22 protein-coding genes and 1 riboswitch are annotated in these 18,403 nt (G+C 48.0%); of the genes, 3 read left to right on the top strand and 19 right to left on the bottom strand.

Annotated elements, in window-relative coordinates; all coding sequences use genetic code 11:
• Positions 1–8 precede the first annotated feature (8 nt).
• The 3 genes from KNQ11_RS02705 to KNQ11_RS02695 all read right to left on the bottom strand — a co-directional run bounded on the left by KNQ11_RS02705 (position 9) and on the right by KNQ11_RS02695 (position 4,563).
• Positions 9–3,014, bottom strand: a complete 3,006-nt coding sequence (locus tag KNQ11_RS02705) for an AAA family ATPase (protein WP_214769375.1) — start codon at positions 3,012–3,014, stop codon at positions 9–11.
• A complete protein-coding gene (locus tag KNQ11_RS02700) occupies positions 2,996–4,117 on the bottom strand; it encodes an exonuclease SbcCD subunit D (RefSeq protein ID WP_214769373.1) in 1,122 nt (373 codons plus the stop codon). Before KNQ11_RS02700 ends, KNQ11_RS02705 begins: the two co-directional genes overlap by 19 nt.
• Positions 4,118–4,323: 206 nt before the next feature.
• On the bottom strand, positions 4,324–4,563 hold the full coding sequence (locus KNQ11_RS02695) for a hypothetical protein (RefSeq protein WP_214769371.1): 240 nt from the start codon (positions 4,561–4,563) through the stop codon (positions 4,324–4,326).
• Positions 4,564–4,794: 231 nt separating this feature from the next.
• On the opposite strand from KNQ11_RS02695, the gene KNQ11_RS02690 reads away from it, so the two are divergent.
• A complete protein-coding gene (locus tag KNQ11_RS02690; RefSeq protein WP_214769369.1) occupies positions 4,795–5,163 on the top strand; it encodes a hypothetical protein in 369 nt (122 codons plus the stop codon).
• Between the two features lie 130 nt (positions 5,164–5,293).
• Here the strand turns inward: KNQ11_RS02690 and KNQ11_RS02685 are convergent, their stop codons facing one another.
• From KNQ11_RS02685 to KNQ11_RS02650, 8 genes are all read right to left on the bottom strand, one after another.
• Positions 5,294–5,650 carry a hypothetical protein gene (locus KNQ11_RS02685; RefSeq protein WP_050677014.1) on the bottom strand — a complete coding sequence of 119 codons (357 nt, stop codon included), beginning with the start codon at positions 5,648–5,650 and terminating at the stop codon, positions 5,294–5,296.
• A gap of 121 nt (positions 5,651–5,771) precedes the next feature.
• Positions 5,772–6,779, bottom strand: coding sequence for a ThiF family adenylyltransferase (locus KNQ11_RS02680; protein WP_214769367.1), 1,008 nt, complete (start codon positions 6,777–6,779; stop codon positions 5,772–5,774).
• Positions 6,776–7,540: a thiazole synthase gene (locus KNQ11_RS02675; protein ID WP_064300145.1), complete on the bottom strand. Its 765-nt coding sequence runs from the start codon at positions 7,538–7,540 to the stop codon at positions 6,776–6,778. Before KNQ11_RS02675 ends, KNQ11_RS02680 begins: the two co-directional genes overlap by 4 nt.
• A gap of 2 nt (positions 7,541–7,542) precedes the next feature.
• Positions 7,543–7,743: a sulfur carrier protein ThiS gene (gene thiS / locus KNQ11_RS02670; RefSeq protein WP_214769360.1), complete on the bottom strand. Its 201-nt coding sequence runs from the start codon at positions 7,741–7,743 to the stop codon at positions 7,543–7,545.
• On the bottom strand, positions 7,740–8,684 hold the full coding sequence (locus KNQ11_RS02665; protein WP_214769358.1) for an FAD-dependent oxidoreductase: 945 nt from the start codon (positions 8,682–8,684) through the stop codon (positions 7,740–7,742). The genes thiS and KNQ11_RS02665 overlap by 4 nt, the downstream gene beginning before the upstream one ends.
• The gene (locus KNQ11_RS02660; protein WP_214769354.1) at positions 8,681–9,274 is read right to left on the bottom strand and encodes a thiamine phosphate synthase; all 594 of its coding nucleotides are present in this window, start codon (positions 9,272–9,274) and stop codon (positions 8,681–8,683) included. Before KNQ11_RS02660 ends, KNQ11_RS02665 begins: the two co-directional genes overlap by 4 nt.
• Positions 9,275–9,356: 82 nt before the next feature.
• A riboswitch (TPP riboswitch) is annotated at positions 9,357–9,459 on the bottom strand.
• Positions 9,460–9,515: 56 nt separating this feature from the next.
• The gene (nagZ, locus tag KNQ11_RS02655; RefSeq protein WP_214724647.1) at positions 9,516–10,736 is read right to left on the bottom strand and encodes a beta-N-acetylhexosaminidase; all 1,221 of its coding nucleotides are present in this window, start codon (positions 10,734–10,736) and stop codon (positions 9,516–9,518) included.
• A complete protein-coding gene (locus KNQ11_RS02650; RefSeq protein ID WP_133208080.1) occupies positions 10,733–11,158 on the bottom strand; it encodes an OsmC family protein in 426 nt (141 codons plus the stop codon). The genes nagZ and KNQ11_RS02650 overlap by 4 nt, the downstream gene beginning before the upstream one ends.
• Positions 11,159–11,348: 190 nt before the next feature.
• Here KNQ11_RS02650 and KNQ11_RS02645 point away from each other — a divergent pair, with 190 nt between their 5' ends.
• Both KNQ11_RS02645 and KNQ11_RS02640 read left to right on the top strand, forming a co-directional pair.
• The gene (locus KNQ11_RS02645; protein ID WP_214769340.1) at positions 11,349–12,533 is read left to right on the top strand and encodes an MFS transporter; all 1,185 of its coding nucleotides are present in this window, start codon (positions 11,349–11,351) and stop codon (positions 12,531–12,533) included.
• Positions 12,534–12,660: 127 nt separating this feature from the next.
• Positions 12,661–13,149, top strand: a complete 489-nt coding sequence (locus KNQ11_RS02640) for a DoxX family membrane protein (protein ID WP_214769338.1) — start codon at positions 12,661–12,663, stop codon at positions 13,147–13,149.
• A 28-nt stretch (positions 13,150–13,177) separates the two neighbouring features.
• Here the strand turns inward: KNQ11_RS02640 and KNQ11_RS02635 are convergent, their stop codons facing one another.
• The 8 genes from KNQ11_RS02635 to KNQ11_RS02600 form a co-directional block, all read right to left on the bottom strand.
• The gene (locus KNQ11_RS02635; protein ID WP_214769329.1) at positions 13,178–13,471 is read right to left on the bottom strand and encodes a hypothetical protein; all 294 of its coding nucleotides are present in this window, start codon (positions 13,469–13,471) and stop codon (positions 13,178–13,180) included.
• 82 nt (positions 13,472–13,553) lie between these two features.
• Positions 13,554–14,648: a hypothetical protein gene (locus KNQ11_RS02630; RefSeq protein ID WP_214769327.1), complete on the bottom strand. Its 1,095-nt coding sequence runs from the start codon at positions 14,646–14,648 to the stop codon at positions 13,554–13,556.
• 10 nt (positions 14,649–14,658) lie between these two features.
• On the bottom strand, positions 14,659–15,474 hold the full coding sequence (locus tag KNQ11_RS02625; protein ID WP_214769313.1) for a hypothetical protein: 816 nt from the start codon (positions 15,472–15,474) through the stop codon (positions 14,659–14,661).
• Complete coding sequence (locus tag KNQ11_RS02620) at positions 15,471–16,148, bottom strand: ATP-binding cassette domain-containing protein (protein ID WP_064300153.1); 678 nt, start codon at positions 16,146–16,148, stop codon at positions 15,471–15,473. The genes KNQ11_RS02625 and KNQ11_RS02620 overlap by 4 nt, the downstream gene beginning before the upstream one ends.
• Positions 16,141–16,521, bottom strand: a complete 381-nt coding sequence (locus tag KNQ11_RS02615) for a GntR family transcriptional regulator (RefSeq protein WP_029341325.1) — start codon at positions 16,519–16,521, stop codon at positions 16,141–16,143. The genes KNQ11_RS02620 and KNQ11_RS02615 overlap by 8 nt, the downstream gene beginning before the upstream one ends.
• A gap of 152 nt (positions 16,522–16,673) precedes the next feature.
• On the bottom strand, positions 16,674–16,862 hold the full coding sequence (locus KNQ11_RS02610; protein WP_029341324.1) for a hypothetical protein: 189 nt from the start codon (positions 16,860–16,862) through the stop codon (positions 16,674–16,676).
• A gap of 13 nt (positions 16,863–16,875) precedes the next feature.
• Positions 16,876–17,751: an SDR family oxidoreductase gene (locus KNQ11_RS02605; protein WP_149427084.1), complete on the bottom strand. Its 876-nt coding sequence runs from the start codon at positions 17,749–17,751 to the stop codon at positions 16,876–16,878.
• An 88-nt stretch (positions 17,752–17,839) separates the two neighbouring features.
• Positions 17,840–18,319, bottom strand: coding sequence for an NUDIX hydrolase (locus KNQ11_RS02600; RefSeq protein ID WP_244290115.1), 480 nt, complete (start codon positions 18,317–18,319; stop codon positions 17,840–17,842).
• Positions 18,320–18,403: the final 84 nt, after the last annotated feature.

Raw genomic sequence — 18,403 nt, 5'->3', positions numbered from 1 at the left:
TTAGCTCCTTACTCGACGACTAGTGTAATCGTCGACCCCGTTTTTCCTTGTTTGACCTCGATTTTTGCGTCAACTCGTGACTTCAGTTCCTGGACGTGACTGATGATCCCGACCATGCGACCGCTCGCTTGAATCGAGAGCAACGTCTCGATCGCTTGTTCGAGTGATTCCGGATCAAGTGTTCCAAATCCTTCATCGATAAACATCGTTTCAAGTGACACGCCACCACTTGCTTCTTGAACGACTTCCGACAATCCGAGCGCAAGCGCAAGTGATGCTTTGAAGCTTTCTCCACCAGATAACGTCTTGACGTGACGTGTTTGCGACGTGTACGCGTCAAAGACATTTAAATCAAGCCCATATTTCTTGAGTCCTTTTCCCGCCTCCGTTTTCCGTTCAAGCTGGAAACGACCAGAGGTCATCTCGTGCAGATGCCGGTTTGCGGCGAACAAGATCTCATCGAAGTATGCCGTCTGGACGTACGTCTCGAATGTCATCCGTTGCGCATTCTCCCCGACACCAACGCGAGCGAGTTCGCCGATGACTCCGTATCTCGCATCCTCGTCCTCAATCTGGCGTTGCAAGCTTTCCCAAGCCGCCATCAATTGATCGATGTGTGCGCGTTCCTTCTCAAACCCGACACGTCGGTCGGTCCGCTCCGTCAGTTCGAGCGACGACGTCTTCACATCCATCCGCAACTGTTCGAGATCCGGACGCACTTGACCTTCTGTCTTCAAACGGGCTTGTTCCTGCTTCAGCTTCAATTCCTGCCGCGCTAGACGATCTTGTTCCAAACGTTCTTGGAGGTGACGGAGTTCGTCACGAGACCGTCTCGCATCGCGGAAGGCTTCAATCGTCGGAAACGCTTCTTCTGCCAGGACTGCGTGTAATTCGTTTTCGCGTTTCGTTAATCGGTCGCTTTGTTCAGCAGATGCCTCAGTCAATTGACGGAATCGACCTTGGTGTTCCGCGAAGTCACGATCGAGCTGTTCCTTCTCGCGTAGCTGTTGCTGTTTGTCTTGCTTGAACTGCTCGATACGTGTTTCTGCCTGTTGTTGCTCCTCACGGAGTGCTGGTAGCGATTTCGCGGACTCTCCTGATTGACTTAGGCGACCAGACAAGTGTGCCATTTCCGATTCGATGACGGTCCGGTCTTTAATCATTGCATCGATCTTCAGTTGTAGCTGGTCCATGGATTGCTCGAGTTGTTGCAGGCGAGTCTCAAGACGCGCTTTTTCCGTCTGTGCTGACGCTAATCGGGCTTCCGTCTGTTCGACTTCCCGAAGCTGTGCTGAAACATCCGCATGAGATGACTCGTTTTCACTCGTCTTTTGAATCTCGGTCGTCAGTTGTCCGAGACGTTCGGCTACCGTTCGGTACGAGGCTTGTAACTCTTGATGCGCTTGTTGAGCTTCTAGGAACCGCTGTTGCGCTACATCGACGGATAGTTCCTTTGCGACGGCGACAGCATGCTGTGGATGCGACGTACTGCCGCAGACTGGGCAAGCCGTCCCGTCTGTCAATCCTTTGGCAAGTTCAGCAGCCAGTTGTTCCCGTTCGTATCTACGCGCTTCTTCGTATTGGCGCGCTGCTGCCTCTTTTTGGTCCCGAACGCTTGTGCCGCGGACAATCAGCTGTTGCCGTTCTGCTTCCAATTTGTCATGTTCCGCCATCTTCGTCGCCAGCTGTTGCAGGATGAAGCGCCGTTCTTGCACCTTTAAGCGCTCTGCTCCGATGTTTTGCAATGGATGCAGTTGTTCTTGAACAGTCTTACGCTCCGTCCGTGCTTGTTCGAGTTGCTTCCGTAATGGCTCTGGGTCCAGAAGCTTCGAACGTTCGATTAGTTGTTGCTGTTGTTGTCGTAAAGCCGTTTCTGCTTCCAACCGTTCGCGTTCTTCTTGAATCTTTTCGAGGCGACGACTGAGTTGCTCGATCTGTGGTTCCTCCGCTAGCAATCGATCCACTTTTGCTTGAACGACCTCTTGTTGCTCTTTCAAGCGAGCGATGTGCTGTTCAGTTTCCTGTTTTCGATGCGTGAGTTGCGTCAATTGTTCTTGATCCTGTTGCCACTGGTCATAGATCGGTGCGACGATTTGAGCGCGTTCAGCTGCCAATGCTTCTTGTTGCATCCGCTTGATTTCCGGTAAGCGGTCCACTAGCAACTGTTCCGTTCGTTGAAGTCGCTCCTGCTCTTGGAAAACCGCTTCGAGTTGCTCGCCTTGTTGCAATTGTGTCGTTTTCTTCTCGACGATCGCACGGGTCTCTATTTCAGCTTGACGAGCAGCCGTTAACCATTCGTCCCGTTCCGTCGTCAACGCCTCCATCCGTAACCGGATGTCGCCTTCCGTTAGTTCACTCCAGTTCGCTTGCAGAGGTAGTTCCTCAAGCTTTGCCCATTGTTTCGTCTTCGTTTCCTTGATGCGTGCCGCAAGATCGAGCGCTTGTCGGTGTAAACGTTGCTGGAACTCACCATAGTGTTCCGTCTTAAACAGCTGCTTGAGAATCTGGAGTTTGTCTTTTGACTCTGCCATCAACAGTTCGCGGAACTTATTTTGCGGCAACAGGAGAATTTGTGAAAATTGTTTATGGTCGAGCTGAATCAACTCTTGAACGCGTTGTTTGATTTCTGGAATCTTGACCGCAAGCGGCTTCCATGTCGTTCCGTCGAACCGAGCGAGCTCGGCTTCATGCGAGTAGCCGGTTTTATTGACCGGATGCGGTTGACTCGGTTGGCGGATGATCCGGTACCGTTCCCCTTTCAGCGTAAACTCCAGTTCAACTTCCGTCTTTTGCTCGGGCACGGCAAAATGACTTCGCAGTTCGCTCATCTCCCGTTCGCCGCCTGACGTTTCGCCATACAGGGCGAACGTCAATGCGTCAAAGATCGTCGTTTTCCCTGCTCCGGTATTCCCGGAGATGACGAACATCGTCCGTCCGGCAAGTGCCGTGAAATCAATCGTCTCTTCACCAGCAAACGGTCCAAAAGCTCGTAATGTCAGTCGTTCTGGGCGCATGTCGCTTCCTCCTTCAGGACGGCTTGCATCGCTTCCGTCGGTTTCTTCTCACGGACTGCTTCATAAAACTCACTGAATAGATCCGCAACGGATGCATCCTTAACTTGCTCCCGCGACGCCTTGACTGCCCGCGTACTCTCGCGGACGAATCCAATTCGCTCGAGGTGAAGGATATTCGGGTAGATTTTTTTCAGCTTGCCCATCGGATCCATCAAGGCTTCGCCGTCCGTTAGATTGATCTTTAAGTAATCGTCCGTGTCTTGTGTCGCGACGAATGCCGGGTCTGTCAGCTCAGCGAGACTTCCAGTCAGTTCCCGCAGGTCACGTTTTGGTGCAAGTGGTTCGAACCGACGATCGAACGTACCCGCATCGTTCAAAGTCAACACATCGACCCCTTTGACATGATGGGCTTCCGAGAATGAATATTTCAAGAGCGATCCGCTGTAGCGAACCGTCTCGGATTGAATCGCAAGTGGATTATGCAGATGACCGAGTGCCGTATACGTAAACGGTGCAAACTGGCTTGCGCTAACTTGCCCTGCCGTTCCGACGGACAATTGCCGCTCCGAATCCGTCTCGAGTCCGCCAATCACAAAGGCATGACCGACGAGGACACTCGGTCCGTCTGGAATACATCCGGCAAGGATCGTCCGCATCGCATCATCATGTGTCTTGATCGTTTCGTCCTTGTGCACGTACCGAACGGTCGCAGGATCTGCAAATGGCACCGGATAAAACGACACTCCTTTAATCGTGACCGGAGTAATGACCGGCGTTAGTTTTCCGACGAGATGCAGACCAGCCCGTTGGAGTAACGTCGTTCCGAAACTTAACCGTTCGGCCGAATCGTGATTTCCGCTGATCGCAACGACCGGGATGTCTCGATCGAGAATCAAGGCAGCGAGCGTCTCGTCAAGCAGTTCGACGGCTTCCGTTGGTGGTACAGCGCGGTCGTACAAGTCACCTGCAATGACGATCGCATCCGGTTGTTCGCGGTCGACGAGTGTCAAAAAATCCGCTAAGACCGCCCGCTGGTTCTCGAGCATCGACTCGCCATGAACGATTTTGCCGAGATGCCAATCGGCAGTATGTATCCATTTCATCTTCATCACACTCACTTTTTGAATATAGTAGCTTAAGTGTAGCATGCAAGCGTTCGTTCTGCGACGAACATCCGTTTGGAACATAAAAAGCAGAAGTTTTCGTGTTGCACATCAATCCAATGACACGTAATGACGAAAAAAAGTGTAATTCTTCTCGACTAAGAGAAAAACTACACATTAGTTTCAATAGAAAATAGATAGAACGTTTACTTTTTATCTACAGTCTGTTTTAGTTTTCTTTTCCCACCTGTAACAATCAAAGTAATACCTATGATACATTCCAAAAGAATGATCCACCAAGCAAGGCTCGGAATCATGTCAATCGCATCACCTCCGACACTTTTGTACACTTCTAGCTCTCTAAGAAATAAAAACTCAGCTAAGTAAATAGATAGCCATAGCTTAGTCAAAGCTACTAATACAAAACAAAATCCCATCTTACGCAATTAAAACCCTCCGATTACTAAATAACTTAAAATTGTTTAAATTTGATGTTACATCGCTATTTATAATTATAGAAATGAGTTAATCAATAGTATTTACTTTACCATTTTATTTTTTTATGAATCAATAATATGACTAATATAGAAAATTTTATTAGTTTTTGAGGTCTGCATACTTTAAAAAACTGTTAAAATACAATATATACTTCTCATTTAAAAGCCAGGAGGGAAAACATGAAAAGACTTATACTGTTAGCTCTGTTATGTACTTTGTTATCAGCGTGTAGCATCAATGAGTCTAAGCTCAGTTTTAGTGAGTTAAAGATTGTACCAAACGAAATACAAACGAAGATTAATCCCGCAAATACCTTGCAATTGATCAATACGAAAGACAAAGTCGCTTATGTTGTTTATCAGTCAAAGAAAACAGTTGCTACTGATCTTGAGGAACAAGGAGATACGCTAAAGATTAAATTGAATGAATCTAAAACTCATAAGAAAACGAAGCAGCATGTCTACAAGTTAACATTAGATCCTGAACATAAAATCATCGATGTTTACGTGAACGGTAAATCTACCGCATTTGATAACGTAACTAACTGATAAATCTAGATATAACAAGTAGAAACAACATACATACTAAAACCCCTTTATTTCTTTTATGAAACGAAAGGGTAACACAAAAAGCAGAAGGCGAATGCCTCCTGCTTTTTTCACTCTTGCGACGAATGTGTTATTTCGTCCGTTGTTTTCTAAAGCGTTGAACGGAACGAATCACAGAAACCGATCCGCCGATAATCGCACCGACACCGACGACGATGCCTGTCTTGAATTTTTTGCCCGATTGTTCTGATTTATGCGTTGCTTGATTGTGTTCAAAAAGTTGTTGGAGGGGCGACGACGTCTCGACTTCGAGAATTTTCGATGCATCCTGATGCACGTCTTCTCTACGTTCGACACTACAAGGTGACAGATAGAATGGGTTCAAGTTCGTCCGGTACCGATCCGGATTCCAGTTGGGTTGCTGAACAACTGCTTGGGCGTCTTCCGTCTGTGCCTGATCCTTGATTGGATCGAATTCTTGTTTCATCTGAATCACTCCTCTTCACGTTCAAAACCTGTAGACCGATTTATGTCTGAAGTCTTATTTACCTGTTTTTCAAACATTTAAAACATATATATTTAAAATTAGTTTTACTGTTTTGTGAACGTTACCCGAAATAGGCATGATAGAGGCGTTTCGCTTTGACGAGATCCGCTTCGCCATGAATCAGAACGCGTCCATCTCGGAAAGCGACCATCCGATGTTCGTCCGTCGTAAACGCCAGCAAATATGGATTATGGGCGGAAATCGCAGCGACCGGCTGGAGACGTTGTTTCAACTGTTCCAGATCCCGCTGTCCGTCTCCGCGGATTTGAACGGCATCCCGACCGCACAGTGCCGTGAAATGAACCGTTTGATCCGATAAGTAAGGATAGGACGGTTCGATGCCGCATGACGGGCACTCCGTTTGCTTCAGTGACTGGACGTTAATTTGTTGAAACGTATTCGACCAGACATCAAACGCAAGCAAGCGCGTCCGCATGGCGTCCGTCTTTCCGCTCAACCACTTCAACGCTTCCGTCACCTGTAAGGAAGCGACCATCTGTACAGCTGGTCCGATGATTCCCGCTGTATCACACGTCTCCTGATCCCGCGGTAATTGATCGAGCAGACAATGCAGACACGGCGTCTCCCCGGGACGGACGGTAAACGTGATCCCATAACTGCCGACGCATCCACCGTAAATCCACGGAATCGAACGCATCAACGCCATGTCGTTCATCAGCAAACGAATATCGAAATTGTCCGTCGCGTCGATGATCAGATCGATATCATCGAGAAGCCACGTCAGCGCTACCCGGTCGACGTCTAATACATACGCTTCGATCGTCACCGTCGAATTGATCGCTTCAAGCCGTGCTTTTGCGGCAATCGCTTTTGGTACGATATGACGCGCATCGTCTTCGGTATAAAGCTGTTGTCGTTGTAGATTACTCCACTCGACATAATCACGGTCGACGATTCGGACGACGCCGACACCGGCGCGGACGAGTTGCTCTGCCGACGCCGTTCCGAGCGCTCCCATGCCGATGATCAGTATCTTCGCTGATGCCAAGCGTGCTTGTCCCGCTTCCCCGATCGGTTGAAATCGAGTTTGCCGTGAGTAACGGTTCATCGAATCAATCCACTCGTTGGACTACTCGCGACCGCATACTGTTTCTTCTCGATACGTCCCGCTTCGTATCCGAAGCGCCCTGCTTCGACAGCTAGTCGCATGGCGTGCGCCATCTTGACCGGATCTTGAGCATGGGCGACAGCGGAGTTCAATAAGACACCATCCGCTCCCAGTTCCATCGCATAGGCGACGTCAGTCGGTGAGCCGATCCCGGCGTCGACGATGACCGGGACCGTCGTCTGCTCGATGATGAATCGTAGATGAAGTGGGTTGAGAATGCCTTGCCCGGAACCGATTGGTGACGCTGCCGGCATGATGGCGTGACAACCGAGTTCCTCGAGTCGCCGTGCAAGGACGACATCGTCCGACGTATACGGTAAGACGATGAAACCTTCTTTGAGTAATTCTTCAGAAGCCCGTAACGTCTCGATCGGATCAGGTAGTAACGTCTTGTCGCAACCGATCACTTCGACCTTAACCATGTCGCACATACCGGATGCCCGCGCAAGCTTCGCAAGCCGAACAGCTTCCTCCGCCGTCTTCGCACCGGCCGTGTTCGGCAGTAAATCGTACTTCGCTAAATCAAGCGACTCCAAAAAATTCGCTTGTTGTTTGTCGAAGATATCGAGCCGACGGACGGCGAATGTCAAAATTTGTGAAGCAGACGCATCGATTGCTTTCTGCTGTACCGTAGCATCCGTATATTTCCCTGTTCCGAGTAATAATCGTGATTCAAATGTCTTTTCTCCAATTTTCAGCATGTTTATCCTCCTCCTACGAAATGAACGATTTCAAATGTGTCATTGTCCCGAATGACCGTCTGACCATACGCCGCGCGATCGATGATTTGTCGATTCTGTTCGACGATGACGAGCTTTTCCCCTAAGCCAAGTTGCGTGAGCATGTCCTCGATCGTTTCAATCTGATCGATCGTGTGGTCATTGCCGTTAATCGTAATGTTCATCGGACTTCCTCCTTCTGAATCAACCGTAATGTATTTACCAAGACTTCCGCTGTCGCCGGTGCGAGTAATATGCCATGCCGATGATGCCCCGTCGCTAGGAAGATCCGACGGGATGAATCGGCGACTCCGATATATGGCAAGCCGGACGCCGTTTGTGGTCGTACACCGGACCAGACTTCTTCGATGACCGCGTCACGAATCGGTGGATACAGTCGTTCTGCTGCTTGAAGCAATGACGTGACCCCTGCGACACTGACACCGACTGTCTCGTCGTGCGGCAGTTCGGTCGCACCGATCAAAATCCGACCGTCTGCTTTCGGCACAAGGTAGACGGCGTCGTCAAACAGGATCGAGCGTAACGGCTGACCCGCGAGACGGACGGCGAGACATTCCCCTTTGACCCCATATGTCGCGATCGAAATGCCGGCTGTATCGAGCAAGGCTTGCGAACCCCGTCCGGCAGCGACCGTCACTGTTTGTCCGGTCCAGATTCCCGCATTCGATTCGATCCTGATGAAGTCATCGTTCTCTTCGATGCGTGTGACCTCTACCTGTTCTTCAATTGATATGCCACGTGCGTGTAAGGCATACATCAATGCAGTCGTCAGTCGTCGTGGATCGATTTGACCGACAGCTGGAAACAGATGCTCGCGCCCTTTACGCTTTAACAAAAACGGTTGTTCCCGGTATCCACAATCGATGCCTGTTTCTCGCTCGAGACGACGTGCAAGCAACGGATACAGACGACGACTTCGCGCGGCAAGTGCATGCAATTCCTCTCTGAGCTCGATGTCCGTCGCAAGCATCCCGGCAGCCGCGCGACTCGTTCCTTGTCCACCTGCTCCGCGTTCTAAGACGACGACGGATTCATTCTGACAGGCGAGACCGTAAGCAAGCGTCAAACCGATGACTCCACTGCCGATGATGATGTGATTCGTCATACCCGTACCCCCTGATAATGCTTGACGGCGGCGAGCGGATCCGATTGACCGAGAATACCCGATAAGACGGCGATTCCGGTTACACCGGTCGCTACGATTTCAGGCATGCGTTCTGGTGTAATCCCGCCAATTGCAATGACTGGTTTCGTCGTGAAGGTGACGACTTGCTTCAAGGCGTCAATCCCTCGTGGTGGCACGTCCGGCTTCGACGCTGTCGGATAAATATGACCGTACAGCAGGCGGTCGGCTCCTTCCGCTTCTGCTGCCAGTGCCTCTGCTAGCGAATGGACTGATTTCCCGATGACGAGATTCGGAAAATGACGTCGCACATCGCGGACACGTAAGGAACGGCGCGTCAGCTGCACACCGATGCCGGCGACATGGGCGACATCGACCCGATCATGAACCGTTACCTGATCAGGCGAATAACCATGCGCAAGGAGCGCTTCAATTAGATCAAGTAATTCTGCCGCCGACAAGTTCGGTTCACGTAGATGTAGCTGATCCGTATAAGGTTGAAGCGATTGAAAGGTCTTTATTTCGTCAAGCGGATTAATGGATCCCGTCGAAATCAGATGTAGACGCATCATGTTCTTCCTTTCCATACGAAAAAGGACCACTCCCGATGTTGAAGGGAGTGGTCCGAAAATGCGCTGAAGCGCTAAGGATATCTAAGGTTTCGAGCCACTTCCCTCCGCTAGTACGAACTAGATCAGGTTCAAAGGGTCCGGATACTTCCGTCTCAGTCTGCTGGGAGACTCCCCTAGTGTCTTTTCGTGTTTAATTGGCTTGCCCCATTAGTCTAGCATGAGTCGCTTTGCTTCGCTAGTCCTAGTTGAGCGCTTCCACTTGCTGAATCAGTTCCGATTTCGTTGGTCGCTGTTGCTCTTGGCTGTCGGCATACGTCTGCTTCAGCTTCAGGATGCGCATTACTTTGGCATCGAGCATCTCCGGCGTCAGCGTTTTGTCTTTGACGGCTTGCATCACTTCAGCATGGACCTTTGTGTAAGCACCTGCCTCTGAAAACATCGCCATATCAGCTCCATTGACGAGCGACTGACGTGCCGCTTCTGCGAGACCATATTGTTTCGTGATCGCCCCCATGACGAGATCATCCGTGATGATGACACCGTTGAATCCGAGTTGTTGACGCAAGAGGTCAGTCAAGATCGGCTTTGAGAGCGAGGACGGATTCATATCGTCATACGCGGGATAGAGAATATGGGCGACCATCACCATCTCGGCGCCCTCTTGAATCGCTTCTTGGAACGGTAACAGCTCCGTCCGCTTCAATTCTTCCTTTGATGCCGTCACTTTCGGTAGCCCGACATGGGAATCGACACTCGTATTGCCGTGACCGGGAAAATGTTTGACGACCGGAATCGTTCCCGTCTCCTGCATCCCGTGCATCAGGGCCGTACCAAGCGTCGCGACGGTATTCGGATCAGCACTTAACGCACGGTCGCCGATGATCGGATTGTTCGGATTACTGTTGACGTCAAGGACCGGCGCGAAGTCCATGTTGAAGCCATAAAAACGTGACAAATGTCCGAGCGTACGTCCGACGTCTTCCATTTTCACTTCATCTGCTCCTTGCGCCATCCGTTGACTCGTCGGTAGACGTAATCGTTGATCCGGTACCCGGCTGACGCGTCCGCCTTCTTCATCAATCCCGACGAACGCATACGGTTTTTGGTTCGTCTCTTGAATCGCACGCGTGAACGTCAAGAGTTGCTCTTCCGACGTGATGTTTCCGCCGAGCAGTAAGACCCCACCAATCGCATGCGTCTTTAACAGTTTCCGGTCAGCTGCTGAAAGTTCCGTGCCGGCGACTCCGATGTAGAGCAGTTGATCGATCTTTTCTGACGTCGACATCGCTTCAAGTTGCTGCTTTAATCGTGCTTGTTGTCGTTCTTCTTTCGTCGGCTCAGGCTTCGGTTTCTTTTCTTCTGTCGGATGCTTCGTTTCCGGTTGTGATGGTTTCGTTGGTTCCGTCGTCTCCTGTGCACACCCTGCAAGCAACAGACAACCGATCAGTACGGTTTTCTTCACAAAGGATCCTCGCTTCGCACACCATTAATCGAATAATAGACGGAAATCTCAGCGTTCAGGGATTGCGAGACCGAACAATATTTATCCTTTGATAAAGAGATGGCACGACGGACCTTATCTTCCGGGAGATCACCTTCAAGCCGGTAATGAATCGAGATCGACGTAAAACGCCGCGGATGATCCTCTGCCCGTTCTCCTTCGATATCCATTTCGAAATAGGTGATCGTCAAGCGCATCTTCTCTAAAATCGAGACGATATCAATTCCAGTACAGCCGGCAACGGCATGTAGCAAGAGTTCGGTCGGTCGTGGTGCTTGGTTTTCACCACCGTTTTCGGGTGCTGCGTCCATCGCCAGATGATGCCCTGATTCCGTCTGTCCACTAAACCCCATCTGTTTGTTCCATGTCACTGTCGCTTGCATCGTTTCCACTCCTTTATAAGTAGTCTTCTTCTGTAGTATACGCAAAAAACAGCAAGCCTGGAAATTCACACGCTATTTCGAATAATGGTTCTTTTCCCGAAATCTCGCTTTGCGATACCCGACGAAATCGTTTCATGCTATCCTGTTACTCATAGTTTCGCGCGTAAGCGCTAGAATTGAGGAATCATCCATGTCACCTACTACTCGTTTAAGTCGACACGATTGGCTCTTGATCGCTACGTTGTCGCTCCTGACATTCGTTCTCGGAACAAGCGAATTCGTCATCGTCGGGATCCTCGCTGAAATCTCCTCAGCCCTTGATATCACGATCGCAACAGCCGGTACGCTCGTCTCGGCATTTGCCATCTCCTTTGCGATTGGTACGCCGATCGTCATGTCGATGACCGGTCATCTGGAACGGCGTCGCCTGATCCTACGTCTCTTACTAGCCTGGGTCTTACTGAATCTTGCCAGTAGTTTTGCACCAAGTTACGAAGTATTGCTCGCAACCCGCATTCTGACAGCCATCCTGACTGGTGTCTTGATCTCACTCGCAATGGTCGTCGCAAGTGACGGTGTACCTGTCGCGAAGCGCGGTGTCGCCGTCTCGTTCATTTTCGGTGGTTTTACACTTGCGAACGTTTTAGGTGTTCCGATTGGTACGTTCATCGGTCAACACGCTGGCTTCGAAGCCACGTTCTGGCTGACGACGGTCATGGGATTGATCGCGTTCCTCGCAGTATGGAAGATCGTTCCGGTCCAGCAATCGACGGGTTCCGGTTCAATTAAGGAACAGCTTGGATTGCTCGCTAATCCACGAATCCTGATTGCCTTCTTCATTCCGTCATTCGGATTCGGGGCAACCTACGTCGTCTACACGTACCTCGTGCCGATCCTGCAAACAGAACTTGGCATCGCAAAAACGTGGATTAGTCCGATCCTGCTCGCTTACGGCGTCGTCTCGATCTTCAGTAACATCCTTGCCGGCAAGATCGCTAGCAAAAATCCGATGGGACGCTTACGATTCGTCTTCGTCGTACAAGCAATCGTACTTGCTGCGTTATACTTCACGACAGCATCCCTTCCGCTTGGTCTGTTCAACATCGCCTTGATGTCGTTGATGTCGATTTTACTGACGACTTCGACACAGATCTACTTGATTGACCTTGCTGAAAAGTTCAACCCGGAAGCAAAAGGACTCGCTGCTTCATTGATGCCGGTTGCGAGTAACGTCGGGATTGCTTTTGGTTCGGCACTCGGTGGCATCGTCTATGCGAACGGTCCGATGATGAACACGGCACTCGTCGGTGGACTGGTCGCGCTCGTTGCTGCTTTATTGACTGCAATCAGTCATCGCCTCGATCAACGGTCATGAAACCGTTACCTTATCCTTTTTTGTGACAGGTCGATGACGGTTCGATGACGTTATGATGATAGTCCCCATCTCGCTGATGATTTTTCAGTATGATGGGGACTATGTTGTAGTAGAGGAGTGTCTGAAAGTGAAAGTATTACACATCATCGGTCTCGGTCTATTGACGGTCATCCGACTCTGGCTCGGAATCCAGTGGTTCATCGCTGGAATCGGTAAGTACATCAATGGCTTTGATGCAAAACCGTTTCTCGAAGGAGCGCTCGCGAAGTCAACTGGCGAAGACGCACTCGTCAGTTCCTGGTATGCGACGTGGATCGAGCAACTCGCCTTACCGAATGTCGGACTGATCAACGCCTTGATTCCGTTCACGGAACTCGTCGTCGGGATTCTGTTGATTCTTAGTCTGTTGACGGTTCCTGCACTGGTCGTCGGTAGTATCATGAATCTCAATTACTTACTCGCTGGGACGATTGCGTTGAACCCCGTGTTCTTAGCAGCGTCAATCGCCTTACTGGCTGTAGGACGCTTTGCGTATCAAATCGGCATCGATCACTGGATCATCCGCTGGTATCGCTCATCGCAACAACCGCATCCCCTAGACCGGATTCCGGTCTAACGAAAAAACTCTCCCGTACGCGGGAGAGTTATTTTTTTTGTTGCTCGAGAATCGTCTGCTGTGTCGGAACCCCGCCGACTGAGACTGTCCGCTCAAGGAACAGATAAGGTTTACCATCGACTTCAAAGCGACGGTCACCAAGATAACGTGCCGAATGCCCATCCGTTGCAAGCTTTTGTTCGATTGCTGAGACATGTTCGTCGAGTGAATAAAACCGATCGTCGAACGTCATTGTGATGTTTTTCTTACGATACCCAAGTAAGAAATTGTAGTAGAACCAATACATGACACCTGCAAAGACGACAAAAATCAAGAATTGCATGTCAGTTCCCCCTTTGTATAGTCATTATACGTTGGAAGAAAACGGGAGGTTTCAAATTAAGAATGGAAATTGGTTAATTTTATTAATTTGTTATGATGCTATTTAAGAGTAGTTCATTTTTTGATCCTTTTTTATGAATGTCAGCTTCATAAATAATCTCAGATGTCAGTGGATCGATCACCAATGATTTGACTTCATCTTTTTTCGTTCGGTAAGCGAAGTAAATATGATCGCGATCGACCGTAACGCTTCTATTTGAGAACGCTTCATCCGTCGCAATCGAATCAAGCTGAATCGATTGCGAAGAGGACTGATGTGATTCGAGATCGTAGATTTGCCAGTTCAACTTTTTCTTATCTGATACTTGTGCAGATGATTCATCAAGACCTAAGAAATATTTTCCACCGTTTATAGCATATGAGGAGTAAACTTCCTCGAATTCTTTTAATATTTTCGTTTGTTTACCATCTTTCACGACGGTTTCAGATAAAAAATCCTCAGAATCTTCTACTTCTTTTACTTCGTCAACAATCATTTTCCCATCATAAAACGATCGAATCGTATCATCTTTTCCTAAAGCGTCAGGTAATTTAATTTTTGTCATCGATTTCTTTGTTAAGTCGATTTGATAGATATGTTCTCTTTCAATTTCTCTGTTAAGAGTAGACGAATCAATCAATAACATATCTCCTGAGCGTTGAAACGGAGAAAAACGTAACATTTCATTCATTTGAGTTTCAGGCAATTTAATTGTCATACTTGACAATTTTTTATTCAAAGCATTCCAATACTGTAGCTCTAGCTCGTCATTATTCAACTTATTTAGACCATATGTAACCGAATCTTGTGAAAATACGTGTGTATCATTCTTCCAAATGAATTGCTGGAACGAACGTGGGGCATCCTTCCAACTAGATTCATAATTAAATAAATACGACATTATTGATTTATTGTACTGCTTAACGTCCCCGTTCATCGAAATATTGTATTCGTTCGGATTTTGACCCCACTCACTGAGATGAACTTGCATATTTTGAACGACATCTTCGTTCGGATCGCCTTTTTTCGTTTCGACGATAAATTTTACCTTATCGAAAGAGAGGACCTGCCCAACATAAAATCCTAAAGACACAATACAGATGACACCTAAAATTAATACATATTTTATTGAACGCATAGTGTCCTCCTTAAACAGCAATTTTCCATTTTAGTAGACGAAGGCTTCTCCAAATCACGTAAACAAAATAGAGAACAAATAACCCCGTTAATACATACGCTTTTTCTGAGTCCAATAACAGCTTAGTCTGATCTAAGAAATACATACTTGCTACTAAGCAAATGACCATAATAAAAATCTCAATTCCTACTCGAATGAAGCCACTCCATTTACGATAGGAGCGTTCAATTAAGACAAGCAAAAACATAAAGCTTACGATAAACAACGATACCGCAAGAATGATGATTAAATTCGTCAAATTCAGCGAAAATAATTCACCTAATGTACTTCCGACAGTTCGTAAGCTATTTTTATCCATATAATCCTCTCGAACAACCCATCGGAACAGGCGATTACCAATTTGAATCAAACACCACTGGATACCAAGGAAACTCATGATAATCAAAAAAACTGTCGTCATTTTCGAGAAAAAAATACTTGCACGATTTCCTGGAAGCATCAATAAACGATAAATATACTTCGTTTCTCCAATCCAATCTCGGTACCAAATCTGAATTGTATAAATGACGACTAATGCCATACCAATCAATGTCATGTAACTGAAAAAAGAAGTTGTATCAATGAATGAAATTTTCCCAATATCATTGAATGCTTCATACAATGTAGCAGTATTTGACTTCAGGTAATCTTCGATTCTGCGCTCATGTAGTTTAACGTTTACAACGACCGACAACAGTTCAATCGCTGCCATTACAAGGACCGCAATTACATATACCTTAAAACTCCGCTTAATCTCTTCGTTCGTCAATTGTATGTATTGTTTCATCGCAAATAGACCTCCCGCATCCGGTCCTGAACCGACTTCCCGTACAATTCCCGCATCTCTTCCGTCTCATGTTCATCGATGATTCGACCGTCCTGTAAGAAGACGACCCGGTCGATCAAGTGCTCGATTTCCTGAATTTCGTGTGTCGTCATCAGGATACCGCGCCCTTCCATGAAATGACTCGAGAATAGTCCGGCAATCTGTTCTTTCGTAAACAGATCGATCCCAGCAAACGGTTCGTCGAGTAGTAAGTACGGACGATCGAGCGCAAATCCGAGGATCAAGCTAACCTTCGCCTGATTCCCTTTTGATAAGTCCGTGATCTTATCTGTCGAGAGTAGCTGGAAGATCCGCATCAGCTCATCCGCTGTTGCTTGGTTCCAGTCAGAATAATAATCCGCCATATACGTCAGCGCATCACCGACCGTCATGTAGCCGGGCATCGTCTGGATATCCGGAACAAAGGCGATCTTATTTCGATTGACCTCGCCATCGACGAGAACCGTTCCCGCGTTAACTGGGACAAGGCCTGCGATTGCCTTCAGGATCGTTGATTTCCCCTCACCGTTAAGTCCAATCAGACACGTCAATTGATCCATCGGGACCGAGAACGAGACACCTTGAAGAACTGGCTTTTTACCGTATTTCTTTTGTAACCCATGGACTTCAAGCATCGATCTTCCTCCGTTCCGTTTCCTGATACACCGTCTCGATTTTTGAGACGACCTCATCGAGTGGGATTTGAATCGCTTTGACGGCATCGATGAATTCAGAGACGGCTTCTTCTAGCATCTCAGCACGTACTTTTTGGACAACTTGTGGATCGCGTGTAATCTTACTCGGGACATTCCGTTCTGTCGTAATCAATTGCTGCTCCTCCATCTCTTTGTATGCTTTTTGTGCGGTATTCGGATTGATTCCGAGCTGTGCGGCGATTTCGCGGCGGGACGGGATCTCTTGCCCGCTTTGCAATTCCTCGGTCGCGATTCGTTGTTTGAACCAACGGACGACCTGCAGATACACCGGGCTTCTTTGGTCGAACTGCATCGGTAGACCTCCCTTTCCTGTTTAATGTATTAAAACAATAATACACTTCTCTTCTGTATCATACTCACCATACAGTTTGACTGTCAAGATAGTTTGTCTTCTTTATCACGAAAAAACCACCATCCAATTTTGGATAGTGGTCACTTCACTCATTAATAGGGATTCGGATCCTCCTGCGGTGTATCCGGAATCTCGGTCGGTTCTGGAAACGTATCCGGTTCCGGCTGACGGACCGGGTCTTCCTGTGGCGTATCTGGCACCTCACTCGGTGGTGTCTGCGGTATCTCGTCCGGTTGATGATCCGGTTCGCGTTCTGGCACTTCATTCGGATTTTTCTTCATCTTGATCTCCCCCTTAAGACGTGATGTAATCGCCGCCATTGATATGAATCGTCTGACCCGTGATGTAACTTGAATCGCGAGAAGCCAGATAGACATAAGCCGGTGCATTTTCCGACGGTTGTCCCCGGCGTTTCATTAATGTATCTTCCCCATGCGACTCGACTTTCTCCTTCGAGAACGTCGCCGGAATGAGTGGCGTCCAAATCGGACCGGGTGCGACGGCATTAACGCGGATTCCCTTCTCAATCAAGCTCGAGGCGAGTGAACGTGTTAATGTCGTAATTGCCCCTTTTGTAGCTGAGTAATCGATCAACGTCGGTGCCCCACGATAAGCCGTCACCGATGAGGTATTGATGATTGCATCTTCTTTATGCAGATGCGGAAGCGCCGCTTGAATCAAATAGAACATCGAAAAGACATTCGTTTCGAACGTTTCCTTCAATTGATCTGGTGTAATCGAAAGAAAATCATCCTGCGGGAATTGTTTCCCAGCATTATTGACGACAATGTTCAATTGACCGAATTCTGCAATGACCGTATCGATGATCGCTTGTGCATTTTCCGGTTGACTGACATCTTTTGCGATTTTTAAGGCTTTGACCCCGTAGCCTTCAATCAACGATTTCGTCTTTTCCGCGTCTTTCCCCTCATTTAAGTAAACGATCGCGACGTTTGCCCCTTCTTTCGCATAAGCGACAGCAACGGCACGACCGATTCCACTATCCCCGCCCGTGATCAGCGCGACCTTCCCCGTCAGTTTTCCTGAACCGACATAGTCCGGATCATCGTAGATTGGTTCTGGTTTCATGGCGTACTCGACACCGGGTTGTTGTTCCTGCGTCTGCCCTCGTGCTTCTTGATGCATCGCTTCGAACTGTTCTTCTCTCATGAACGATCAGCTCCCTTATCACTGTTGGAATGAACTACATGATTAACCATTCCCTTGCGATACATCTATAAACGTTTTTCTGGAAAAGTCAGATGTCATTCGTCAACAGTGTCGGGAATACATTCGTTTGGAGCATGTTTGATAGTTCGCTTGGATACAATGTATACTGATCCAGTTTGTCGAACGGAACGAAGCGATACGTTAATTCGTCACCTTCTGGACCGTAAAAATCCTCTGTTAATAAAGGTAGCGGTTTGCTGCAAACGACTTCATAAAACATTCCTAGTTCATGAAACTGGTGATCAGCGTACTCAAAGAAATTTTCATGGAGGAAACGGAAGACCGGTGGCTCGATCAACTGACCTAGTTCTTCTACCAATTCACGTGCAATCGCTTTGGCACCACTTTCACCGAACTGAACACGCCCTCCCGGTAATGACCAAAAATCATCTTCTCCTTGGCGATGAATCAACAGATGTCCATCTTGAATCAACAGCGCCACTGCGCGAATGTTAAGCTTTTTTTGATTTACTGTAAACGTCAAATCCATTCCATTACCTACTCTCATCTTATTGGACTCCCATACTTTCTCATCATTTCCCACGATTGCGTTTTGTCATCAAATTCATCTCGTTGTAACACGGATTCATCT

It is taken from the genome of Exiguobacterium sp. s39, assembly GCF_018618925.1.
GTDB classification, from domain to species: Bacteria; Bacillota; Bacilli; order Exiguobacteriales; family Exiguobacteriaceae; genus Exiguobacterium_A; species Exiguobacterium_A abrahamii.
The sequence above is the reverse complement of the archived record's forward strand: the minus strand, read 5'-3'. Positions and strand labels throughout refer to the sequence as shown.

Excerpts from the sequence above, each read along its gene's own strand:
- KNQ11_RS02675 (WP_064300145.1), bottom strand. The coding sequence starts at position 7,540 with ATGCTGAAAATTGGAGAAAAGACATTTGAATCACGATTATTACTCGGA.
- KNQ11_RS02620 (WP_064300153.1), bottom strand. The coding sequence starts at position 16,148 with ATGCTTGAAGTCCATGGGTTACAAAAGAAATACGGTAAAAAGCCAGTT.
- KNQ11_RS02680 (WP_214769367.1), bottom strand. The coding sequence starts at position 6,779 with ATGAACCGTTACTCACGGCAAACTCGATTTCAACCGATCGGGGAAGCG.
- KNQ11_RS02600 (WP_244290115.1), bottom strand. The coding sequence starts at position 18,319 with ATGAGAGTAGGTAATGGAATGGATTTGACGTTTACAGTAAATCAAAAA.
- KNQ11_RS02625 (WP_214769313.1), bottom strand. The coding sequence starts at position 15,474 with ATGAAACAATACATACAATTGACGAACGAAGAGATTAAGCGGAGTTTT.
- KNQ11_RS02615 (WP_029341325.1), bottom strand. The coding sequence starts at position 16,521 with ATGCAGTTCGACCAAAGAAGCCCGGTGTATCTGCAGGTCGTCCGTTGG.
- KNQ11_RS02660 (WP_214769354.1), bottom strand. The coding sequence starts at position 9,274 with ATGATGCGTCTACATCTGATTTCGACGGGATCCATTAATCCGCTTGAC.
- thiS (WP_214769360.1), bottom strand. The coding sequence starts at position 7,743 with ATGAACATTACGATTAACGGCAATGACCACACGATCGATCAGATTGAA.
- KNQ11_RS02610 (WP_029341324.1), bottom strand. The coding sequence starts at position 16,862 with ATGAAGAAAAATCCGAATGAAGTGCCAGAACGCGAACCGGATCATCAA.
- KNQ11_RS02705 (WP_214769375.1), bottom strand. The coding sequence starts at position 3,014 with ATGCGCCCAGAACGACTGACATTACGAGCTTTTGGACCGTTTGCTGGT.
- KNQ11_RS02645 (WP_214769340.1), top strand. The coding sequence starts at position 11,349 with ATGTCACCTACTACTCGTTTAAGTCGACACGATTGGCTCTTGATCGCT.
- KNQ11_RS02700 (WP_214769373.1), bottom strand. The coding sequence starts at position 4,117 with ATGAAATGGATACATACTGCCGATTGGCATCTCGGCAAAATCGTTCAT.
- KNQ11_RS02650 (WP_133208080.1), bottom strand. The coding sequence starts at position 11,158 with ATGCAAGCGACAGTGACATGGAACAAACAGATGGGGTTTAGTGGACAG.
- KNQ11_RS02690 (WP_214769369.1), top strand. The coding sequence starts at position 4,795 with ATGAAAAGACTTATACTGTTAGCTCTGTTATGTACTTTGTTATCAGCG.
- KNQ11_RS02685 (WP_050677014.1), bottom strand. The coding sequence starts at position 5,650 with ATGAAACAAGAATTCGATCCAATCAAGGATCAGGCACAGACGGAAGAC.
- KNQ11_RS02630 (WP_214769327.1), bottom strand. The coding sequence starts at position 14,648 with ATGCGTTCAATAAAATATGTATTAATTTTAGGTGTCATCTGTATTGTG.
- KNQ11_RS02605 (WP_149427084.1), bottom strand. The coding sequence starts at position 17,751 with ATGAGAGAAGAACAGTTCGAAGCGATGCATCAAGAAGCACGAGGGCAG.
- KNQ11_RS02635 (WP_214769329.1), bottom strand. The coding sequence starts at position 13,471 with ATGCAATTCTTGATTTTTGTCGTCTTTGCAGGTGTCATGTATTGGTTC.
- KNQ11_RS02665 (WP_214769358.1), bottom strand. The coding sequence starts at position 8,684 with ATGACGAATCACATCATCATCGGCAGTGGAGTCATCGGTTTGACGCTT.